Below are 16,832 nucleotides of genomic sequence, written 5' to 3' on the forward strand. Positions count from 1 at the left end.
TAGAGTGCCGCGCACTCTGCCCTGAACCCCTTAGCGACGAGGCGAACGGCATGAGCACGACGAAGTGCGCGTTGATTACCGGCATCACCGGCCAGGACGGCTCATACCTGGCGGAGCTCTTGCTAGAGAAGGGCTACACCGTCCACGGCATCGTCCGCCGATCGAGCTCGTTCAATACCGGGCGGCTGGAGCACCTCTACCAAGATCCGCACGTCAGCGGCCGCCGGCTGCGCCTGCACTACGGCGACATGACCGATTCGTCGAATCTGTCGCGGCTGATCGAGGCCGTGCGCCCGGACGAGATCTACCACCTCGCGGCCCAGAGCCACGTCAAGGTTTCCTTCGAGGTGCCCGAGTACACCGCAGAAACCGACGCCATCGGTACGCTGCGCCTGCTCGACGCGATCCGCGACACGGGACTGCGGACGCGCTTCTACCAGGCGTCGACGAGCGAGCTCTACGGCAAGGTGCAGCAGGTCCCGCAGAGCGAGCAGACACCCTTCTACCCGCGCTCGCCCTATGGCGTGGCCAAGCTCTACGCCTATTGGATCACGGTCAACTACCGTGAGGCCTATGGCCTGCATGCCTCCAACGGCATCCTCTTCAACCACGAGAGCGAGCGGCGCGGAAAGACCTTCGTCACGCGCAAGGTCACGCGGGCCGCGGCCCGGACCGCGCTGGGCCTGCAGCAGCGCCTCTACCTCGGCAACCTCGATGCGCGCCGCGACTGGGGCTATGCGCCGGAGTACGTCGAGGCGATGTGGCTGATGCTGCAGCAGCCGACCCCGGACGACTACGTGATCGCGACCGGCGAGACCCATAGCGTGCGCGAGCTCGTAACGCTGGCCTTCGCGCGGGCCGGCCTGCCGCTGCGCTGGCAGGGGCAGGGCGTCGAGGAGCAGGGCCTGCACGCCGACACCGGCGCCGTCTTGGTTGAGATCGATCCGGCCTACTTCCGCCCGACCGAGGTCGATCTGCTGATCGGCGACCCGAGCAAGGCCAAGGCCCAGCTCGGCTGGCAGCCGCGCACGACCTTTGAGGTCCTGGTCGAGCGGATGGTCGACCACGACCTCGAGGCGGCGCGGCGTCTGCTGACGCTGCGCGCGGCCGGCCACCAGGCCTATGAGGAGGGCACGGAGTGACGAGAGCGACGGCCATCGAGCCGCGGCGCCTGGCGCCCGATGCGCGGGTTTATGTCGCTGGCCATCGCGGGATGGTCGGCTCAGCGATCGTGCGCCAGCTCCTGGCGCGCGGCTACGCCCACCTCGTCACGCGCGAGCTCGAAGCGCTCGATTTGCGTCGCCAGGCCGCCACCGAGGGCTTCTTCGCGACGGAGCGTCCCGAGTTCGTGATCGTCGCGGCGGCCAAGGTCGGTGGCATCCTCGCCAACAACACCTTCCGCGCCGACTTCATCCGCGACAACCTGCAGATCCAGACCAACCTGATCGACGCCGCCTACCGCCACGGCGTGCAGCGCCTGCTCTTCCTCGGCTCGAGCTGCATCTACCCGCGGGACTGCGCCCAGCCGATCACCGAGGAGGCTCTGCTGACCGGGGCCCTCGAGCCGACCAACGAGCCCTATGCCATCGCCAAGATCGCCGGGCTGAAGCTCTGCGAGGCCTACAACGCCCAGTACGGCACGCGCTACCTCAGCGTCATGCCGACCAACCTCTACGGTCCCCATGACAACTTCGATCTGAGCTCGAGCCACGTGCTCCCGGCGCTCTTGCGCCGCTTCCACGAGGCCAAGCTGGCCAAGCTGCGCTCGGTGACGATCTGGGGCAGCGGCCGCCCGCGCCGTGAGTTTCTCCACGTCGACGATTTGGCGGATGCCTGCGTCTATCTGCTCGAGCAGAGCGACAGCACCGCGCTGCTCAACATCGGCGTCGGAGAGGACGTGACGATTCGCGCGCTGGCGGAGCTGGTGGCCGAGATCGTCGGCTTCGAGGGCGAGATCTTGCAGGACACGAGCAAGCCCGACGGCACCCCGCGTAAGCTGCTCGACGTCAGCCGGCTGCACGCGCTGGGTTGGCGCGCGCGGACGAGCCTGCGCGAGGGGATTACCAGCACCTATCAGTGGTTCGTCGCGCAGCAGGGGCGCCAGACTGACGCGCGCGGCGAAACGGGCCCACGGGGCTAGGCGCGGCTGGCCAAGGGCGCTGAGAATCACTAGACTCCCGCGGCGCGCAAGAGGAAGGGAACCATGCTCGAACTATCAGAGGTGCGACTGGGCGTGATCGGCCTGGGCTACGTCGGGTTGCCGCTGGCGACGGCCTTTGGGCGGCTCCTGCCGACCTGGGGCTACGACCGCCGCGCCGACCGCGTGGCCGAGATTCGCGCGGGCCACGACAGCTCGCTCGAGGTCACCGAACAGGACCTGGCGGCTGCCGCGCAGCTCAAGGTCACGGCGGACGTCAACGACCTGGCCAGCTGCAACGTCTACATCGTGGCGGTGCCGACGCCGGTCGACGACCACAAGATCCCAGACATGGAGCTGCTGCGCGCAGCCAGCGCCACGGTCGGCGAGCTGCTCGAGCGCGATAACGTCGTCATCTTCGAGTCGACGGTCTATCCGGGCTGCACCGAGGAGGTCTGCGTGCCGCTGCTCGAGGCCAAGTCGGGCCTCGTCTTCAACCGTGACTTCTTCGTCGGCTACAGCCCGGAGCGCATCAACCCCGGCGACCACACGCATCGGCTGGCCGACATCGTCAAGGTCACCTCGGGCTCGACGCCTGCGGCCGCCGAGCTGATCGATAACCTCTACCGCAGGATCATCACGGCCGGCACGCACCGCGCCAGCAGCCTGCGGGTGGCCGAGGCCGCCAAGGTGATCGAGAACACCCAGCGCGACGTCAACATCGCGCTGATCAACGAGCTGGCGATTCTCTTCAACCGCCTGGGCATCGACACGGTCGAGGTGCTGGAGGCCGCCGGCAGCAAGTGGAACTTCCTGCCCTTCCGGCCCGGGCTGGTCGGCGGCCACTGCATCGGCGTCGATCCCTTCTACCTGACCTATAAGGCGCAGCAGGTCGGCCATCGACCCGAGCTGATCCTGGCCGGGCGGCATATCAACGACAACATGGGGCAGTACCTGACGCACCGCGTGATCAGGATGATGAGCCAGCGCGAGATCCAGACCGTGCAGGCGAAGGTGCTGGTGCTGGGTTTCACCTTCAAGGAGAACTGCCCCGACATCCGCAACACGCGCGTTATCGACATCGTCAACGAGTTCCGCGAGTACCGCGCCGAGGTCGAGGTCTACGACCCCTGGGTCGAGGCCGAGGAGGCGCGGCGCGAGTACGGCCTCGAGCTGATCGACGAGCTGCACGAGGGTCGCTATGACGCGATCGTCGTGGCCGTGGCGCATAAGCAGTTCCTCGAGCTCGGCGCGGCCCGAATTCGCGCGTTGGGCAAGGCGCGCTGCGTGCTATTCGACGTCAAGTCGGTGCTGCCGGCGAGCGCCGTCGACGCGCGCCTGTAGCACGAGGAGCGGAGAGTCGTTGGCGATGAAGGTGCTGGTAACCGGTAGCGCGGGGTTCATCGGGTCGGCCGTGGCGCTGCGGCTGCTCGCGCGCGGCGACGAGGTGGTCGGCCTCGACAACCTCAATGCTTACTACGATGTGAAGCTCAAGCAGGCCCGGCTAGCGCGGCTCCTGGCGCTGCCCGGCTACACCAACTGCCTGCTCGACATCGCCGACCGCGAGGGCATGGCGCGGCTCTTCGCCGAGCAGCGCCCGCAGCGCGTGGTCCACCTGGCCGCGCAGGCGGGCGTACGCTACTCGCTGGAGAACCCCCACGCCTACATCGAGAGCAACGTGGTCGGCTTCCTCAACGTGCTCGAGGGCTGCAGGCATAACGAGCTCGAGCACCTGGTCTACGCCTCGAGCAGCTCGGTCTACGGCGGCAACACGCGCCTGCCCTTCTCCGTACATGACGGCGTCGACCATCCGCTCAGCCTCTACGGTGCGACGAAACGCGCCAATGAGCTGATGGCCCATTCCTACAGCCACCTCTATCGGCTGCCGACGACGGGGCTGCGCTTCTTCACGGTCTATGGCCCGTGGGGGCGGCCCGATATGGCCCTCTTCCGCTTCACCCGCGCGCTGCTCGCTGGCGAGAGCATCGACGTCTACAACCACGGGCACCATCGGCGCGATTTCACCTATATCGACGACATCGTCGAGGGCGTGATCCGCGTGCTCGACCGGCAAGCGCCGCCGGCGCCGCAATGGAGCGGTGAGGCGCCCGATCCGGCGACGAGCAGCGCACCCTTTCGGGTCTACAACATCGGCAACCATCAGCCGGTACAGCTGCTCGACTACATCCAGGTCCTCGAGCGCTGCCTGGGCAAGCAGGCGCAGCTCAACCTGCTCCCGCTGCAGAAGGGCGACGTGCCTGAGACCTGCGCGGACGTCGAGGACCTGGTCCGCGATGTCGACTATCAACCCTCGACGCCGGTGAGCGAGGGCATCGCTCGCTTCGTCGCCTGGTATCGTGAGTTCTATCGCGTATGACGCCTGCAATCGCGCCTGAGCCCGGCCGCCCCTCGGAGCCAGCCCTGCGCGCGGCCGACGCTCCGATCAAGATCCTCTGCGTCGCCGGCGCGCGGCCCAACTTCGTCAAGATCGCGCCGCTGATGCGAGCCTTGGCGCAGCGGCCGGCCTTCGCGGCGCGACTGGTCCACACCGGCCAGCACTACGACGCGGCGCTCTCGAGCGTCTTCTTCGACGAGCTGCGAATCCCGCGGCCGGACCTCGAGCTGGAGGTCGGCTCGGGCACTCATGCCCAGCAGACCGCCGAGATCATGCGCCGCTTCGAGCCCGTCGTGCAGGCGGAACAACCGCAGGCCGTGCTCGTCGTCGGCGACGTCAACTCCACCATCGCCTGCGCGCTGGTGACCGCCAAGACCGTGCTCGATCGGCCCTTCGCCTGCGCGCTCGGCACGCGCCGACGGCCAGTGATGATCCACGTCGAGGCCGGCCTGCGCAGCGGCGATGACGACATGCCCGAGGAGATCAACCGCAAGCTGACGGACGCGATCTCCGACCTGCTCTTTGTTAGCGAGCCGGCGGGGCTCGAGAACCTGCGGCGCGAGGGCGTCAGCGAGGACCGGCTCTGCTTCGCCGGCAACGTGATGATCGACACGCTGCTCGCGGCCAAGGCCCAGGCGCAGCGCTCCGACGTGCTGACCCGGCTCGGGCTGCGAGCGGGCGGCTACGGCCTGCTGACGCTGCACCGGCCAAGCAACGTCGACGACCCGAGCGCCCTGGCCGCGCTGCTGCGCACGCTCGATCAGATCGCGGAGGAGCTGCCGCTGGTCTTTCCGGTCCATCCGCGCACCCGGAGCAAGCTGGCGGCGGCCCGCGTGAGCCTCGGCGCGCCGCGCTGGCACCTCTGTGAGCCGCTCGGCTACCTCGATTTCCTGCGGCTGACCAGCGGCGCCCGGGTGGTGCTGACCGACTCGGGCGGCGTGCAGGAAGAGACGACGGTGCTCGGCGTGCGTTGCCTGACGCTGCGCGATAACACCGAGCGCCCGGTGACCGTCAGCGAGGGCACCAACACGCTGGCTGGCACGCGACCAGAAACCATCCTGGCGGCCTGGGCGGCGGCCCGCGAGGCAAAAGAGGGCCCAGCGCGCGTGCCCGCCCTATGGGACGGCCAGGCCGCTGATCGCATCGTTGCCGAGCTTGAAGGGCGTCTGACGCCGCCGGCGGGGTAGGCCTTGATCGCGCCCGGCGACCCAACCCAGGCGTTGCTGCTGCGACTAGCCCGCGTCGAGCTCACCGAAACAGACGCGCGCATCGCCGCGGCGCTGGCCCCCCAGGCCAACTGGTCCGAGCTCACTCGCCTAGCGATCCGCGGCGGCATCGCCGGGTTGATCGCGACCCACAGCGGCGCGGCGGCGATGCCCCGGCACACGCTTCATGCGTTGACCGCGCATAGTCTGGCCGCGCAGGCGCAGAATCGCGCGCTCCTCGCCGAGGCACTGGCGCTCTGCGCCGGCGCCGAGCGTCAGGGTCTCGCGCTGGTGCCGCTCAAGGGCATCGCCCTGCAGCTGGCCGGGGTTTATCCCCAGCTCGGGATGCGGGCACAATGCGACATCGATCTGCTGACGGAGCGCTCGCAGATCGAAGAGGTCGACGCGCTCATCCGGACGGCTGGCTTCGCTTACCGCGGTGACCCAGCCCATGCGCTGCGGCATCAGCATCACCTCAAGTACGCCCTGACCCGGAGCGCCCGCCCACCTGTGCTGCTCGAGCTGCATTGGACGCCCTTCTTCGTCACCTACGGCGGGGCAGCACTCGATGCAGCGGCCCTCGGGCGCACCCTCCGTAAGGTGCAGGGCGGAGCGGCGGTGCGGATGCTCGACCCGATCGATACACTGCTCTCGGTCAGCCTGCATCTCGCCGTTCATCGCTACCGCGCTGCTCTAAAGTGGCTGGTCGACGTGGCCGAGCTGGCCCGACGTGGCGACGCGACGCTCGATTGGGACGAGTTGTGGCGGCGAGCAAGCGCGCTCGGGGCCCGCCGCGCCCTCGGGCGCGTCTTCTTGCTCGCGCGCAGCCTGCTCGCTGCGCCGCTGGCGCCGCCGACGCCAAGTTTGTTGGCGACCCTGCTGGCGCGGGTTACCCCCGCATCCGCCCTGATCGGCAGCGAAGACCAACCATCGCTCTCACGCCGCCTGGCGATCGATCTCTTGCAGTGCGATCATCCACGCGCGGTGCTGGCGAACACGGGCGGCAAACTGGCCGAGTTGCTCGAGCGGGAGCGCGGGCTGCGCTTGCCCTGGCTCCGCGCCGGCACGGCCGGTCGCTCGACCGTGCGAGCCGCACCAACCGCCGGCAGGAGTCCAACCGCCGGCAGGGGTCCAACCGCCGGCAGGGGTCCGACTGGCGGCGGGGGTCCGACTGGCGGCGGGGGTCCGACTGGCGCCAGGGGTCCGACGGGCGACCCAACCCGTGGCTAGACCTCGAAGCGGCTCGACGGCGGACGCGCCTAGCGTGGGCCGCTACTTGCGCACGGTTCGGCATTTGCGCCGAGAGCAATTCAGCGCGCGCCTCGCGCACCACGCGCGCGCCCTCTTCGACCGTCGCCTCCCGGCGCTGGCCGCGGCCCTCGTACCGGCCACCTCGGCGCAACCGGCTGGCATCGCCCTCAACGCGCCGCCATCGGCGCTGCTCACGGACGAGCGGCTGATCGCCGAGCGTTGGCTCGCGGGTGCGGTCGCCTACCACGGCATCGAGGGGTCTCGGGACGATTGGCGCGGTCGCGGCCAGAGCCGGCTCTGGCGCTACGAACGACACTACCATCGGGAGCTCGTCGCCCTCGCCGCCCTCGCCAGCGCGGAGCCGGGTGGGCGCTACGCGGCGGCGGGGCACGCGCTGATCGCGAGCTGGGTCGAGCACTGTCCCTTCCCGACCCGCGATGCCTGGGAGCCCTACCCGGCGGCGCGCCGCATTCTCAACTGGAGCCTCTCGGCGGCGCTCTTCCCTGCGCTCGCCGAGCAGCTCGCCCCCTTGCTCGAGCAGCAGCTCGACTTTCTCGAGCGCCGCCTCGAGCGCCACCTCCTCGGAAACCACCTGCTCTGCGACGCAGCGGCGCTCGTCGCAGGGAGCGCGACGATCGTCTCTGGGCGCGCCGAGCGCTATGGCGAGCAGGGCGCTGCGCTGCTCGCCGAGCAGCTCCAAATGCAGGTCCTCCGCGACGGCGGCTATGCCGAGCGCACGGTGCAGTACCACACGATCGTGCTGCGCGATGTGCTGCTGGCGATCGGTCTCGCCGCGCGACGAGGACGCCCGCTACCGGCCGTGGTCACCGCGTCGGCGGTCGCGATGGCGCGCTGGCTGGCACGCCTGCTCGCCTGCGGCCGGCTGCCCTGGATTAACGACGCGGCCGCCGATGCCACGCCCTCGCCAACCGAGGTGCTCGCGCTGGCGCGCGCGCCCTCGACTGCATCGGCGGCGACTGGGACGGCTGGCTCGGCCGTTCCTTCGGCGCCAAGGCGGCGCGTGGCGGCAGCGCCGCCGCGCCGGCGGAGCCCTTCGAGCTCGAGCTCGAGGCCACGGGCTGGTCGATCGTCGGCGCGGCAGGCAGCGTGCTGCTCTTCGATCACGGGACGATCGGCCCGGACGAACAACCGGGCCACGGCCACGGCGACGCGCTGGCCTTCGAGCTGAGCTGGGACGAGCAGCCGGTCGTCACCGACTCCGGGGTCACGACCTACGAGATCGGCGCCGTCCGGGAGTTCGAGCGCAGCGCTCGGGCCCACGCCACGGTCACCGTTGGTGACGCCGGCGCGGATGAGCTCTGGGCCTCCTTCCGGGTCGGTGGCCGCGCCGAGGTCAGCGGCGGTTTACGCCGGCGCACGGTCGAGGGGGTGTGGGTGCTGAGTGGGATAGCCCGTGCCTGGTCGGGTTGGGTCCATCGCCGCACGCTGGTCTTCTGGCCAGGCCAAGCGCTGGTGGTGCTCGACCAGGTCGAGGGCGCAGGGGCGCGCGAGGTACTTTCGCGCCTTCCGCTCGATCCCGCATGCTATTGGCGACCACCGCTGATCGTCACGCCGCGGGCCGAGCTACGCCTGCTGCTCTTGCGCGGGGAGCTCGCGCGGGCCCCCCACGGCGTGCTCGACCTGCGCGAGGGCTGGGTCGGCCGCGGCTTCGGTCGCGCCGAGGCTCGCACGAGTCTCGTCCTGCGCGCGAATCCCTCGGGCCAGGTCGCCTACGCGTTGCTTGGCACCCACGCCCGCGTCGAGCTTGACGGCGACGTCTGCTCGTTGGAGACGGCGCGAGGCGCGGCGCGCTTGCCAATCGGTGAACCACGATGAAGATCCTCTACGTCAGCCAATACTTTCCGCCGGAAATGGGCGCACCCGCCGCCCGCGTCTTCGAGCTCTCACGCGAGTGGGCGCGGCTCGGCCATCAGGTCACCGTGCTGACGGGCTTCCCCAATCATCCAACCGGCGTCGTGCCCCCGGAGTACCGTGGCCAATGGCTGCGGCGCGAAGTGGTGCAGGGGGTCCAGGTCGTTCGCGCGCCGATCTACGCGGCGGCGAACCGCGGGATGTTTCGGCGCTCGCTGAACTACGCTTCCTTCAGCCTGAGCGCGGCCGCGGTCGGCCCCTGGGTTACCGAGCGGCCAGACGTACTGGTCGCCACCTCGCCACAATTTCTGGTCGCCGCTGCGGGGCTCTGGCTCTCGACGCTCAAGCGCGTGCCCTTCGTCTTCGAGGTGCGCGACCTCTGGCCGCAGAGCATCGTCGAGGTCGGCGCGATGCGCGCGGAGAGCCCGATGATCCGCGTGCTCGAGGCCGTCGAGCGGCTGCTCTACCGGCGTGCCGATCGCATCGTGGTCGTCACCCACGCCTTCGTTGATGCGCTGGTGCGTCGGGGTGTTCCGCGCGACAAGCTCGAGGTGGTCACGAACGGCGTCGATCTCGAGCTCTTCCGCCCACAGGCGCGGCAGCAGGCGCGCGCGGAGCTCGGCCTGCCCGAGGGGTTTCTTGCGACCTACGTCGGGACGCATGGCATGGCCCACGGGCTCGGTCTGCTGCTGGACGCGGCCAAGGCGCTGGCGCCGACCGGCATGCGCTTCTTGTTGGTCGGCGAGGGCGCGGAGAAGCAGCGCCTGGTCGAGCGTGCGGCCGCTGAGGGCATCGAGAACGTGAGCTTCTGGCAGCAGCAACCGCGCGAGCGCGTGTCTCGCATCGTCGCGGCCTCCGACCTCTGCCTCGTGCTGCTGCGCGACCTGCCGCTCTTCCGCGCGGTGATTCCGTCGAAGATCTTCGAGTTCATGGGCGCGGGGCGGCCGATCTTGACCACGGTCGACGGTGAATCGCGCGCGATCATCGAGGCTGCGGGCGCCGGGGTCTTCTCCCCGCCCGGTGACCTCGCCGGCCTCGTGGCTGCGCTACGGCGACTGTCCGTCGCGCGGAGTGACCTCGATGCGATGGGCGCGGCGGGGCGCCTGCACGTCGAAGCGCACTACTCGCGGCCAGCGCTCGCCGCGCGCTACGCCACCCTGCTCGAGCAAGTCGCGGCCGCCGGGACCTAGCAGCCCGCACCCTGCTACACGCCGCGCGGGCGCCCTTTTCCGGGGCGCGGCCCGCGTGATACCCTCCCGTCGCTCTTCCTTGCCAGGGCGAACCCCACGTTGCGCACTCGCGCCCGGACGAGGTGACCGGGTCGCTCGTGCTGGGGGGAGGAACCAACACCATGCTCAAGGGTCTCCTCTACGTCTTCGCCGGTGCCGCGGCCTGTGCCGCCGTGCTGACGCCGATCGTCCGCTACCTGGCGACGTCACGCGGCTGGCTCGACCATGCGCTGACCTCGCGGAAGATTCATGGCCGACCCGTGCCGCGGCTGGGCGGGGTCGCGATCGTCGGGGCCTGCTACCTCGCGCTCGCCGGGGCCAAGTTCAGCGAGGGCCTCTGGCCGATCACCCTGGCCGACGTACCGCGCCGCGTCTGGGGGCTGCTGGCGGGCGGCCTGGCCATCGCCCTGCTGGGGCTCTTCGACGACGCCAAGGGTGCCAACGCCAAGCTCAAGCTCGTCGTGCAGGTCCTCGTCGCCTGCTTTGCCTACTGGATGGGTATCCGCGTCGGCAGACTGGCGCTGCCCTTCGTCGCCGATCCGGTTCAGCTCGGCTGGTTCGCCCTGCCGCTGACCGTGTTCTGGATTGTCGGCGTGATGAACGCGCTCAACTTGATCGATGGCCTCGACGGCCTCGCCGGTGGCGTCGCGCTGGCGGCGATCACGGTCACCTTCGTGCTGACCGGCGGCCACTCCATGGCGGGCTTGCGCCTGGTGCTGGCTGCGACTGCCGGCGGCGTGGTCGGCTTTTTGATCTTCAACTTCCACCCGGCCTCGATCTTCATGGGTGATACGGGCAGCCTCTTTCTCGGCTACATGGTGGCGACGACGAGCATCGTCGCGCAGCAGAAGTCCTCGACCGTCGTGGCCCTCGCCGTGCCCGCCGTGACGCTGGCGCTACCCATCGCCGACACGCTCTTGGCCATGGCCCGCCGTGCGGCCCGCGGTGCACCGATCTTCCAGGGTGACCGCGAGCACATCCACCACCGACTGCTGGCGCTCGGCCTCTCGCACCGCGGCGCCGTGCTGACCCTCTACTTCATCTCGGTCCTGCTGGCGCTCTCCTCGCTGGCGATCGCCCGCGCGAGCAGCGTGCGCGCCGGCGTCATGCTCCTCGTCATCGCTATGGTCGGCTACATCGCGCTGCGCCGACTGGGCTATCTGCGCCACGAGGAGGCCGGGGCGCTGGCCGCGCTGCGGCGCCGCAACCTCGAGCTGCGGACGAAAATCCGTGGCGTCGGCGATGAGCTGCGCCAGGCCCGCGACCTCGAGGCGGTCTGGCAGACGACCAAGAGCGCAGCCGAGCACCTCGGCGTTAGCTGCGTGGCGCTCGACCTCGGCACCTTCGACAGCCGCTCCGCTGGCGACCAACTGGTGCTTTCCCATGGCTCCACCGCGACCAGCGGGGCCACCTTTCGCGCCCGCTTCAACCTGCTGCGCGAGCGCCCAGGAAACTTCTCGCTCGAGCTCGGCTGGAGCGACGGCCGCCGCGAGGTCGAGCGCGATCTCGAGATCGCCGTCGAGCTGCTCTGCGACCACCTGAGCGCCGCCATCGACCGCCTCGGCCGCAGCCAAGCGCGGGTCAGCGCGGCAGCGCCGCTAGCTCGCCCGGTCGAGGTACCGATCGTCGCCCCGACGCGCGCCCGCCCGATCCGCCGCAGCGGCGCCTATTTTCCGCGCCGACGCGTGGCGGAAACCCGCTCGAGCAGCTCGACGACGCGTGCGCGGCCGCGTTCGCGGTCGTGATGCGTCACCACGGCGGCGCGCGCACCCTGGCCGAGGTGCTGGCGCAGCGCGGGATCGGAGGTGAGCCTCACGAGCGCGGCGCCCAGCGCGCCAACGTCACCGGCATCGATCAGCAGGCCCGTCTCCTGGTCCGTGACGACATCCGGGATGCTGCCCACGCGCGTCGCCACCGTCGGCAAGGCGACGGCCATCGCCTCGAGCAGCGCGTTCGGCAGGCCCTCCCGATGCGAGGGGAGCACGAGAATATCGGCCTCGCGCAGGACAGCGAGCTTGTCCTGACCGGTGACCCAGCCGGCAAACTCGAACGAGGCGCCGAGCCCCGCCTCGTGGACCTGCTGGCGGGCTTGCGCGAGCAGCGAGCCGCGCCCGCAAATGACGAAGCGAACGTGGCTCAATTGTCCGGCGTTGGCGGCTACGGCCGCGATCAAATCAAGAATGCCCTTGTAGCGCTCGAGCCAGCCGAGGTAGAGAACCCGAAGCGTCTGCCGATCGCTGCGGTGGTAGTCGCGTTCGGCGCTGTAGGCCGACGTGTCGATCCAGTTCGGAACGACCGCGAAGCGCGCGTCCGGCAACCCAGTCAGCGCCTGGTAGCGCTGCTTCCACCCGGGCCCCTGGCACATGACCGAGGCGCAGCGCCGCAGAACGAAGCGAATGTAGCGCCGCATCGCCGGTGAACGCTCGAGCGAATCCAACATCAGGCCTGAGCGCGGCGCGAGCACCACCGGAATCCCCAGCAGGTACCCCAGCAGAGCCATGGCGCCCTTTTCGACGAAGCTCAACCCCGCGCTGGTGAAGATCAGCGCGCAGTCCGGGCGCCTGAAGAGGAAGGCGCCCAGCACGGTGATCAGTCGGCGCAAGGCGAAGACCGCCCGGTACGCGACCGGCGGCGGCGGTACCGAACGCATCGTGCTGTCGAGGAGCTGGAACGTGACGCGATCGGCCGGCGCGCCATCGACGAGACTGCGCGACGCGTATGCCGTGCCACCGACGGCGCCGTCAGCGGCAGTGTCGCGGAAGGCGCCGACAAAGAGCACCCGTATCGGTTTCGAGGTCCGCTGGGCCATCGGGCAGCGCATACCACAGTTCTCCTCATCCGGGCAGCCCGGCAAGCCTGCGCTCGGGCGCGCGGCACAAGCCTCGGCGAGCGCCGGCTAGAGACGAATTTAGCCACCCCAACCCCACGACCGGCAGGGAGCAGCCATGAGACAAGTCCAACAGAGCCTGAAGACGGGCGTCACCGAGGTGATCGACGCGCCGGCCCCCGCCCTTCGTCCGCACCACGTGCTGATCGAGACGCGCAAGACCCTGATCTCTGCGGGCACCGAGCGCATGCTGGTGGCCTTCGGCCAGGCAAACCTGTTGCAGAAGGCGCGGCAGCAGCCGGAGCGCGTACGGCAGGTCCTCCATAAGGCGCGCACCGACGGCGTGCTCGCGACGGTAGAATCCGTGCGCGCGAAGCTCGACGCGCCGCTCCCGCTTGGTTATTGCAATGTGGGCACGGTGCTCGAGGTCGGCCGGGGCGTCACTGGCCTGCAGCCGGGCGATCGGGTCGTCTCGAATGGACCCCACGCGGAGTTGGTCTGCGTCCCCGCGCTGCTCTGCGCCAAGGTCCCCGCGGGGGTCGAGGACGAGCCGGCGGCCTTCACCGTCCTCGGGGCGATCGCGCTGCAGAGCATCCGCCTGGCCAACCCGACGCTCGGCGAACACGTCGTCGTCACCGGTCTCGGCCTGCTCGGGCTGCTCGCCGTGCAGCTGCTGCGCGCCACCGGCTGCCGCGTGCTCGGGCTCGACTTCAGCAGCGCACGCTGTGAGCTGGCGCGGCAGCTCGGCGCCGAGGTTGCCGACCTCTCGAGCGGGGCCGACGCGCTGGGCGCCGCGGCGGCCTTCAGCCAGGGACGGGGCGTCGACGCCGTGATCGTCGCTGCCGCGACGAAGGAGAGCAGCCCGATGCTGCAGGCGGCCGAGATGTGCCGCAAGCGGGGCCGCATCGTGATGGTCGGAGCCACCGGGCTGCAGCTCGAGCGCACACCCTTCTACGAGAAGGAGCTGAGCTTCCAGGTCTCGTGCTCCTACGGCCCCGGGCGCTACGACCCGAGCTACGAGGACCAGGGGCGGGACTATCCGCTGCCCTATGTGCGCTGGACGGCGCAGCGCAACTTCGAGGCAATTCTCGGCCTGCTGGAGACGCAGACGCTCACCGTGGGCCCGATGGTCACGGATCGCTTCGCGATCAACGAAGCCTCCCGCGCCTACGAGCTGGTCGCGGCCGGCGACCAGGCGACGCTGGGGATCGTGCTCGACTACCCTGCGGCGACGAGCGTTACCGACGCCCAAGGCAGCGCCAAGCGGCTGCGCAGCCTGACGGTCGGCCCAAGCGGCGCGCCGCCGCTCACCGAGGGCAAGGGCAGCGACGCGGTGGTGGGGATCATTGGCGCAGGCGGCTTCACCGGCCTCGTGATGCTCCCTGCGCTGGTCCGCGCCGGTGCTCAGCTACGCACGATCGCCAGCTCGGGCGGCTTCGACGCCGCTCACCTCGCGCGCAAGTTCCACATTCCGCAGGTCACCACCGACAGCGAGGAGCTGCTCAACGACCCGCGGATCAATACCGTCGTGATCACGACGCGCCACGACAGCCACGCCGAGTTCACGCGCCGGGCCCTGGCGGCCGGCAAGCACGTGCTGGTGGAGAAGCCCCTGGCGCTCGATGCGGCCGGATTGGAGCGTGTGGCTGAAGCCTACGCCAGCGCGGTCGCGCAGACCGGGCGCAGACCCGTCTTGATGGTCGGCTTCAATCGCCGCTTTGCGCCCCTGGCCGTCCGCCTGCGCCAGACGCTGGCCAGCGCGCCGCAGCCGAAGGCGCTCGTGATGGCCGTCAACGCCGGCGCGATTCCCGCCGACCATTGGACGCAGGACGCGCTGATCGGCGGCGGCCGTATCATCGGCGAGGGCTGCCACTTCATCGACCTGCTGCGTTTCCTCGTCGGTGCGCCGATCGTCGGCGTGCAGGCCGAGGCGATGGCGACTCAGGCGGATACCGTGAGCTTCACCCTGCGCTTCGGCGACGGCTCGCTCGGCACCGTGCACTACTTCGCCAACGGCCACAAAGCGGTAGCCAAAGAGCGCCTCGAGGTCTTCTGTGCGGGGCGCATTCTCCAACTCGACAACTTCCGCAGCCTGGCAGCCCATGGCTGGCCGGGCTTCAAGACGCAGCGCCTGTTGCGGCAAGACAAGGGGCATCGAGCGGAGGTCGGGGCCTTCGTCGAAGCGATCCGCAAGGGGGCAGCCCCGCCTGTGCCGATCGAGGAGCTGATCGAGATCACGCGGGCCAGCTTCGCCATCGACGCCATCGTCCGCGCAGGCGTCGCGCCCGCCAGGCCCTTCGGCAGCGACCCGGTCGGCGACGCATGATGGCCACTCCGCTGCCCACCCCTGCACCCTCCGCCTGCCCGGCGGGCGAGGACGGCGCAGCAGCACCGAGCGCGGCCAAGAACCTCCCTGCGGGCAATCCGATGGCGGACCAGCGGCATGCGCAACGCGCGATCGGCGCGCTGCTCGTGCGCGGCGTGCTGGGGCAGGTCCTGGCGGTCGTCCGTCAGTTCATCATCCTGCCGCTGATCACCCCTGGTCAGCTCGGACTGATGCGTTATGTCCTCAACCTCGGCCAGTACTCCCGCTTCTTCCACGCCGGGTTTCTCTCGACCTTGTGGGTCCGTTTTCCGGGGCGGCAGGCCGCTGGCGACCACGACTACTGCGCCGCGATGCAGGTGGCGGCCTGGCGCCAAACGCTGCTCGGCTTCGCCCTCTTCCTGCCGCTCGTCGCCCTGCTGCTGCGCGGCACGTCCATCGCGCCGTGGCTCTTCGGCGTGGTGGTCCTCTTTTCGGCCTTCCCGTTGCTCGGCGACTATGTCGCCATCTCCTACCAGTCACGCGGTGAGTTCGAAGGCCTGGTGCAGATCGATGTCATCGTCAGCCTGGTGGGCTTCGTCGCGCTCGTCGGCTTGACCTATGCCTTCGGACTGCCTGGGCTGCTGATTGGCGCGACCATTCCCGGGGTCCTGCGCGTAGCGCTCGGCCACCGCTACCTCTTTCCACCCAAGGCAGCGCCGCAGTCGCGCGCGGCGCTGCGCGAGAACCTCCTCTTCGGGGTTCGCACCTGGCTCGGGCAGAGCGCGGCCCACCTGGCGATTACCGCCGACGTGTTGCTCCTCGGCCACTTCGTCGGCAAGGAACACGCCACGCTGGGCTTCTATGGCCTGGCGCTCACCGTGGCGCAGTTCGCCGCGCGCGACGTGACCGCGGTGACGATCGTGCAGCAACGGCAGCTCCAGGTCGCCGCGGGCGAGCACGGCGGCCTTGGCGCACCAGAGGTGGCGCAGGCGACGGAGCGCTATCTGGCGATTGACAGCCTGGTCTCAGCCTGGCTCTCTGCGGCCGTGACTGTCGGCGCGGCCGTGCTCCTCCCGCCGCTCTTTCCGCGCTTCGCACCCGCCGTACCCTTGCTCGCCGTGTTGCTGGCGGCGGCGATCATCGGTTGCCCCCTGCGGTACACGCGCATCGTGCTGATGCTGGCCGATCGCGGCCCGCTGCTCGTGACCAGCTCCCTGGTTCAACTCGGCGTGCTGACGGCCGGAATGGCCCTGACCCACTATTGGCTGGCTGATTCCGTCTGGGGGTATACGGGCGCCCGGCTGCTGGCGACGGCCGTCGGCGCCACGCTCGAGCTAGCGATGGCCTATTTGGCGATGGGCCGCGGGCGCGAGGGTCTGCGGCTCCTTGGGCGCTTCGCGCTTGCCGTCTCGCCGCTGCTGCTCCTGGTCTTCGGGATGTCCTCCACCTGGGGTCGGTGGGGCCTGGTCGGCAGCGTACTCGCGCTGGTCCCGCTGCTCGCCCTCAGCTTTCGCCTCAGCTTCCCCGGTGTACCCCGGAGCGCAGCGCGCATGCTCGGCGGCATCCTGCGTGGCTTCGGACGGCGCCGCCACCGCTGAGCAGACCGGGCCT

13 protein-coding genes are annotated in these 16,832 nt (G+C 70.0%); 12 read left to right on the top strand and 1 reads right to left on the bottom strand.

Annotated elements, in window-relative coordinates; translation table 11 throughout:
* Positions 1–50: 50 nt before the first annotated feature.
* From gmd to IPL40_06615, 10 genes are all read left to right on the top strand, one after another.
* Complete coding sequence (gene gmd / locus IPL40_06570; GenBank protein MBK8480822.1) at positions 51–1,142, top strand: GDP-mannose 4,6-dehydratase; 1,092 nt, start codon at positions 51–53, stop codon at positions 1,140–1,142.
* A 29-nt stretch (positions 1,143–1,171) separates the two neighbouring features.
* Positions 1,172–2,140 (top strand): GDP-L-fucose synthase, encoded by a 969-nt coding sequence (locus tag IPL40_06575; protein MBK8480823.1) that lies wholly within the window; start codon positions 1,172–1,174, stop codon positions 2,138–2,140.
* A 63-nt stretch (positions 2,141–2,203) separates the two neighbouring features.
* Positions 2,204–3,481, top strand: a complete 1,278-nt coding sequence (gene tviB, locus IPL40_06580; protein MBK8480824.1) for a Vi polysaccharide biosynthesis UDP-N-acetylglucosamine C-6 dehydrogenase TviB — start codon at positions 2,204–2,206, stop codon at positions 3,479–3,481.
* A gap of 25 nt (positions 3,482–3,506) precedes the next feature.
* Positions 3,507–4,514, top strand: coding sequence for an NAD-dependent epimerase (locus IPL40_06585; GenBank protein ID MBK8480825.1), 1,008 nt, complete (start codon positions 3,507–3,509; stop codon positions 4,512–4,514).
* The gene (gene wecB, locus IPL40_06590) at positions 4,511–5,719 is read left to right on the top strand and encodes a UDP-N-acetylglucosamine 2-epimerase (non-hydrolyzing) (GenBank protein MBK8480826.1); all 1,209 of its coding nucleotides are present in this window, start codon (positions 4,511–4,513) and stop codon (positions 5,717–5,719) included. The genes IPL40_06585 and wecB overlap by 4 nt, the downstream gene beginning before the upstream one ends.
* A 3-nt stretch (positions 5,720–5,722) precedes the next feature.
* Complete coding sequence (locus IPL40_06595) at positions 5,723–6,967, top strand: nucleotidyltransferase family protein (protein ID MBK8480827.1); 1,245 nt, start codon at positions 5,723–5,725, stop codon at positions 6,965–6,967.
* A 34-nt stretch (positions 6,968–7,001) separates the two neighbouring features.
* Positions 7,002–8,177: a hypothetical protein gene (locus IPL40_06600; GenBank protein ID MBK8480828.1), complete on the top strand. Its 1,176-nt coding sequence runs from the start codon at positions 7,002–7,004 to the stop codon at positions 8,175–8,177.
* A complete protein-coding gene (locus tag IPL40_06605; GenBank protein ID MBK8480829.1) occupies positions 8,096–8,824 on the top strand; it encodes a heparinase II/III-family protein in 729 nt (242 codons plus the stop codon). Before IPL40_06600 ends, IPL40_06605 begins: the two co-directional genes overlap by 82 nt.
* Positions 8,821–10,050, top strand: coding sequence for a glycosyltransferase family 4 protein (locus IPL40_06610; protein ID MBK8480830.1), 1,230 nt, complete (start codon positions 8,821–8,823; stop codon positions 10,048–10,050). The genes IPL40_06605 and IPL40_06610 overlap by 4 nt, the downstream gene beginning before the upstream one ends.
* Before the next feature lie 161 nt (positions 10,051–10,211).
* Complete coding sequence (locus IPL40_06615; protein MBK8480831.1) at positions 10,212–11,834, top strand: undecaprenyl/decaprenyl-phosphate alpha-N-acetylglucosaminyl 1-phosphate transferase; 1,623 nt, start codon at positions 10,212–10,214, stop codon at positions 11,832–11,834.
* Here IPL40_06615 and IPL40_06620 read toward each other — a convergent pair.
* The gene (locus IPL40_06620; protein ID MBK8480832.1) at positions 11,756–12,910 is read right to left on the bottom strand and encodes a glycosyltransferase family 4 protein; all 1,155 of its coding nucleotides are present in this window, start codon (positions 12,908–12,910) and stop codon (positions 11,756–11,758) included. The genes IPL40_06615 and IPL40_06620 overlap by 79 nt on opposite strands.
* Before the next feature lie 124 nt (positions 12,911–13,034).
* Between IPL40_06620 and IPL40_06625 the strand changes: the two genes are divergently transcribed.
* Positions 13,035–15,242, top strand: coding sequence for a bi-domain-containing oxidoreductase (locus IPL40_06625; GenBank protein MBK8480833.1), 2,208 nt, complete (start codon positions 13,035–13,037; stop codon positions 15,240–15,242).
* Positions 15,242–16,819: a hypothetical protein gene (locus IPL40_06630; protein MBK8480834.1), complete on the top strand. Its 1,578-nt coding sequence runs from the start codon at positions 15,242–15,244 to the stop codon at positions 16,817–16,819. The genes IPL40_06625 and IPL40_06630 overlap by 1 nt, the downstream gene beginning before the upstream one ends.
* Positions 16,820–16,832 lie beyond the last annotated feature (13 nt).

It is taken from the genome of Pseudomonadota bacterium, from assembly GCA_016711215.1.
Taxonomy (GTDB): domain Bacteria; phylum Myxococcota_A; class Polyangia.

Coding starts and splice junctions, on each gene's coding strand:
- IPL40_06620 (MBK8480832.1), bottom strand. CDS start 12,910: ATGCGCTGCCCGATGGCCCAGCGGACCTCGAAACCGATACGGGTGCTC.
- IPL40_06585 (MBK8480825.1), top strand. CDS start 3,507: ATGAAGGTGCTGGTAACCGGTAGCGCGGGGTTCATCGGGTCGGCCGTG.
- gmd (MBK8480822.1), top strand. CDS start 51: ATGAGCACGACGAAGTGCGCGTTGATTACCGGCATCACCGGCCAGGAC.
- wecB (MBK8480826.1), top strand. CDS start 4,511: ATGACGCCTGCAATCGCGCCTGAGCCCGGCCGCCCCTCGGAGCCAGCC.
- IPL40_06625 (MBK8480833.1), top strand. CDS start 13,035: ATGAGACAAGTCCAACAGAGCCTGAAGACGGGCGTCACCGAGGTGATC.
- IPL40_06610 (MBK8480830.1), top strand. CDS start 8,821: ATGAAGATCCTCTACGTCAGCCAATACTTTCCGCCGGAAATGGGCGCA.
- tviB (MBK8480824.1), top strand. CDS start 2,204: ATGCTCGAACTATCAGAGGTGCGACTGGGCGTGATCGGCCTGGGCTAC.
- IPL40_06630 (MBK8480834.1), top strand. CDS start 15,242: ATGGCCACTCCGCTGCCCACCCCTGCACCCTCCGCCTGCCCGGCGGGC.
- IPL40_06615 (MBK8480831.1), top strand. CDS start 10,212: ATGCTCAAGGGTCTCCTCTACGTCTTCGCCGGTGCCGCGGCCTGTGCC.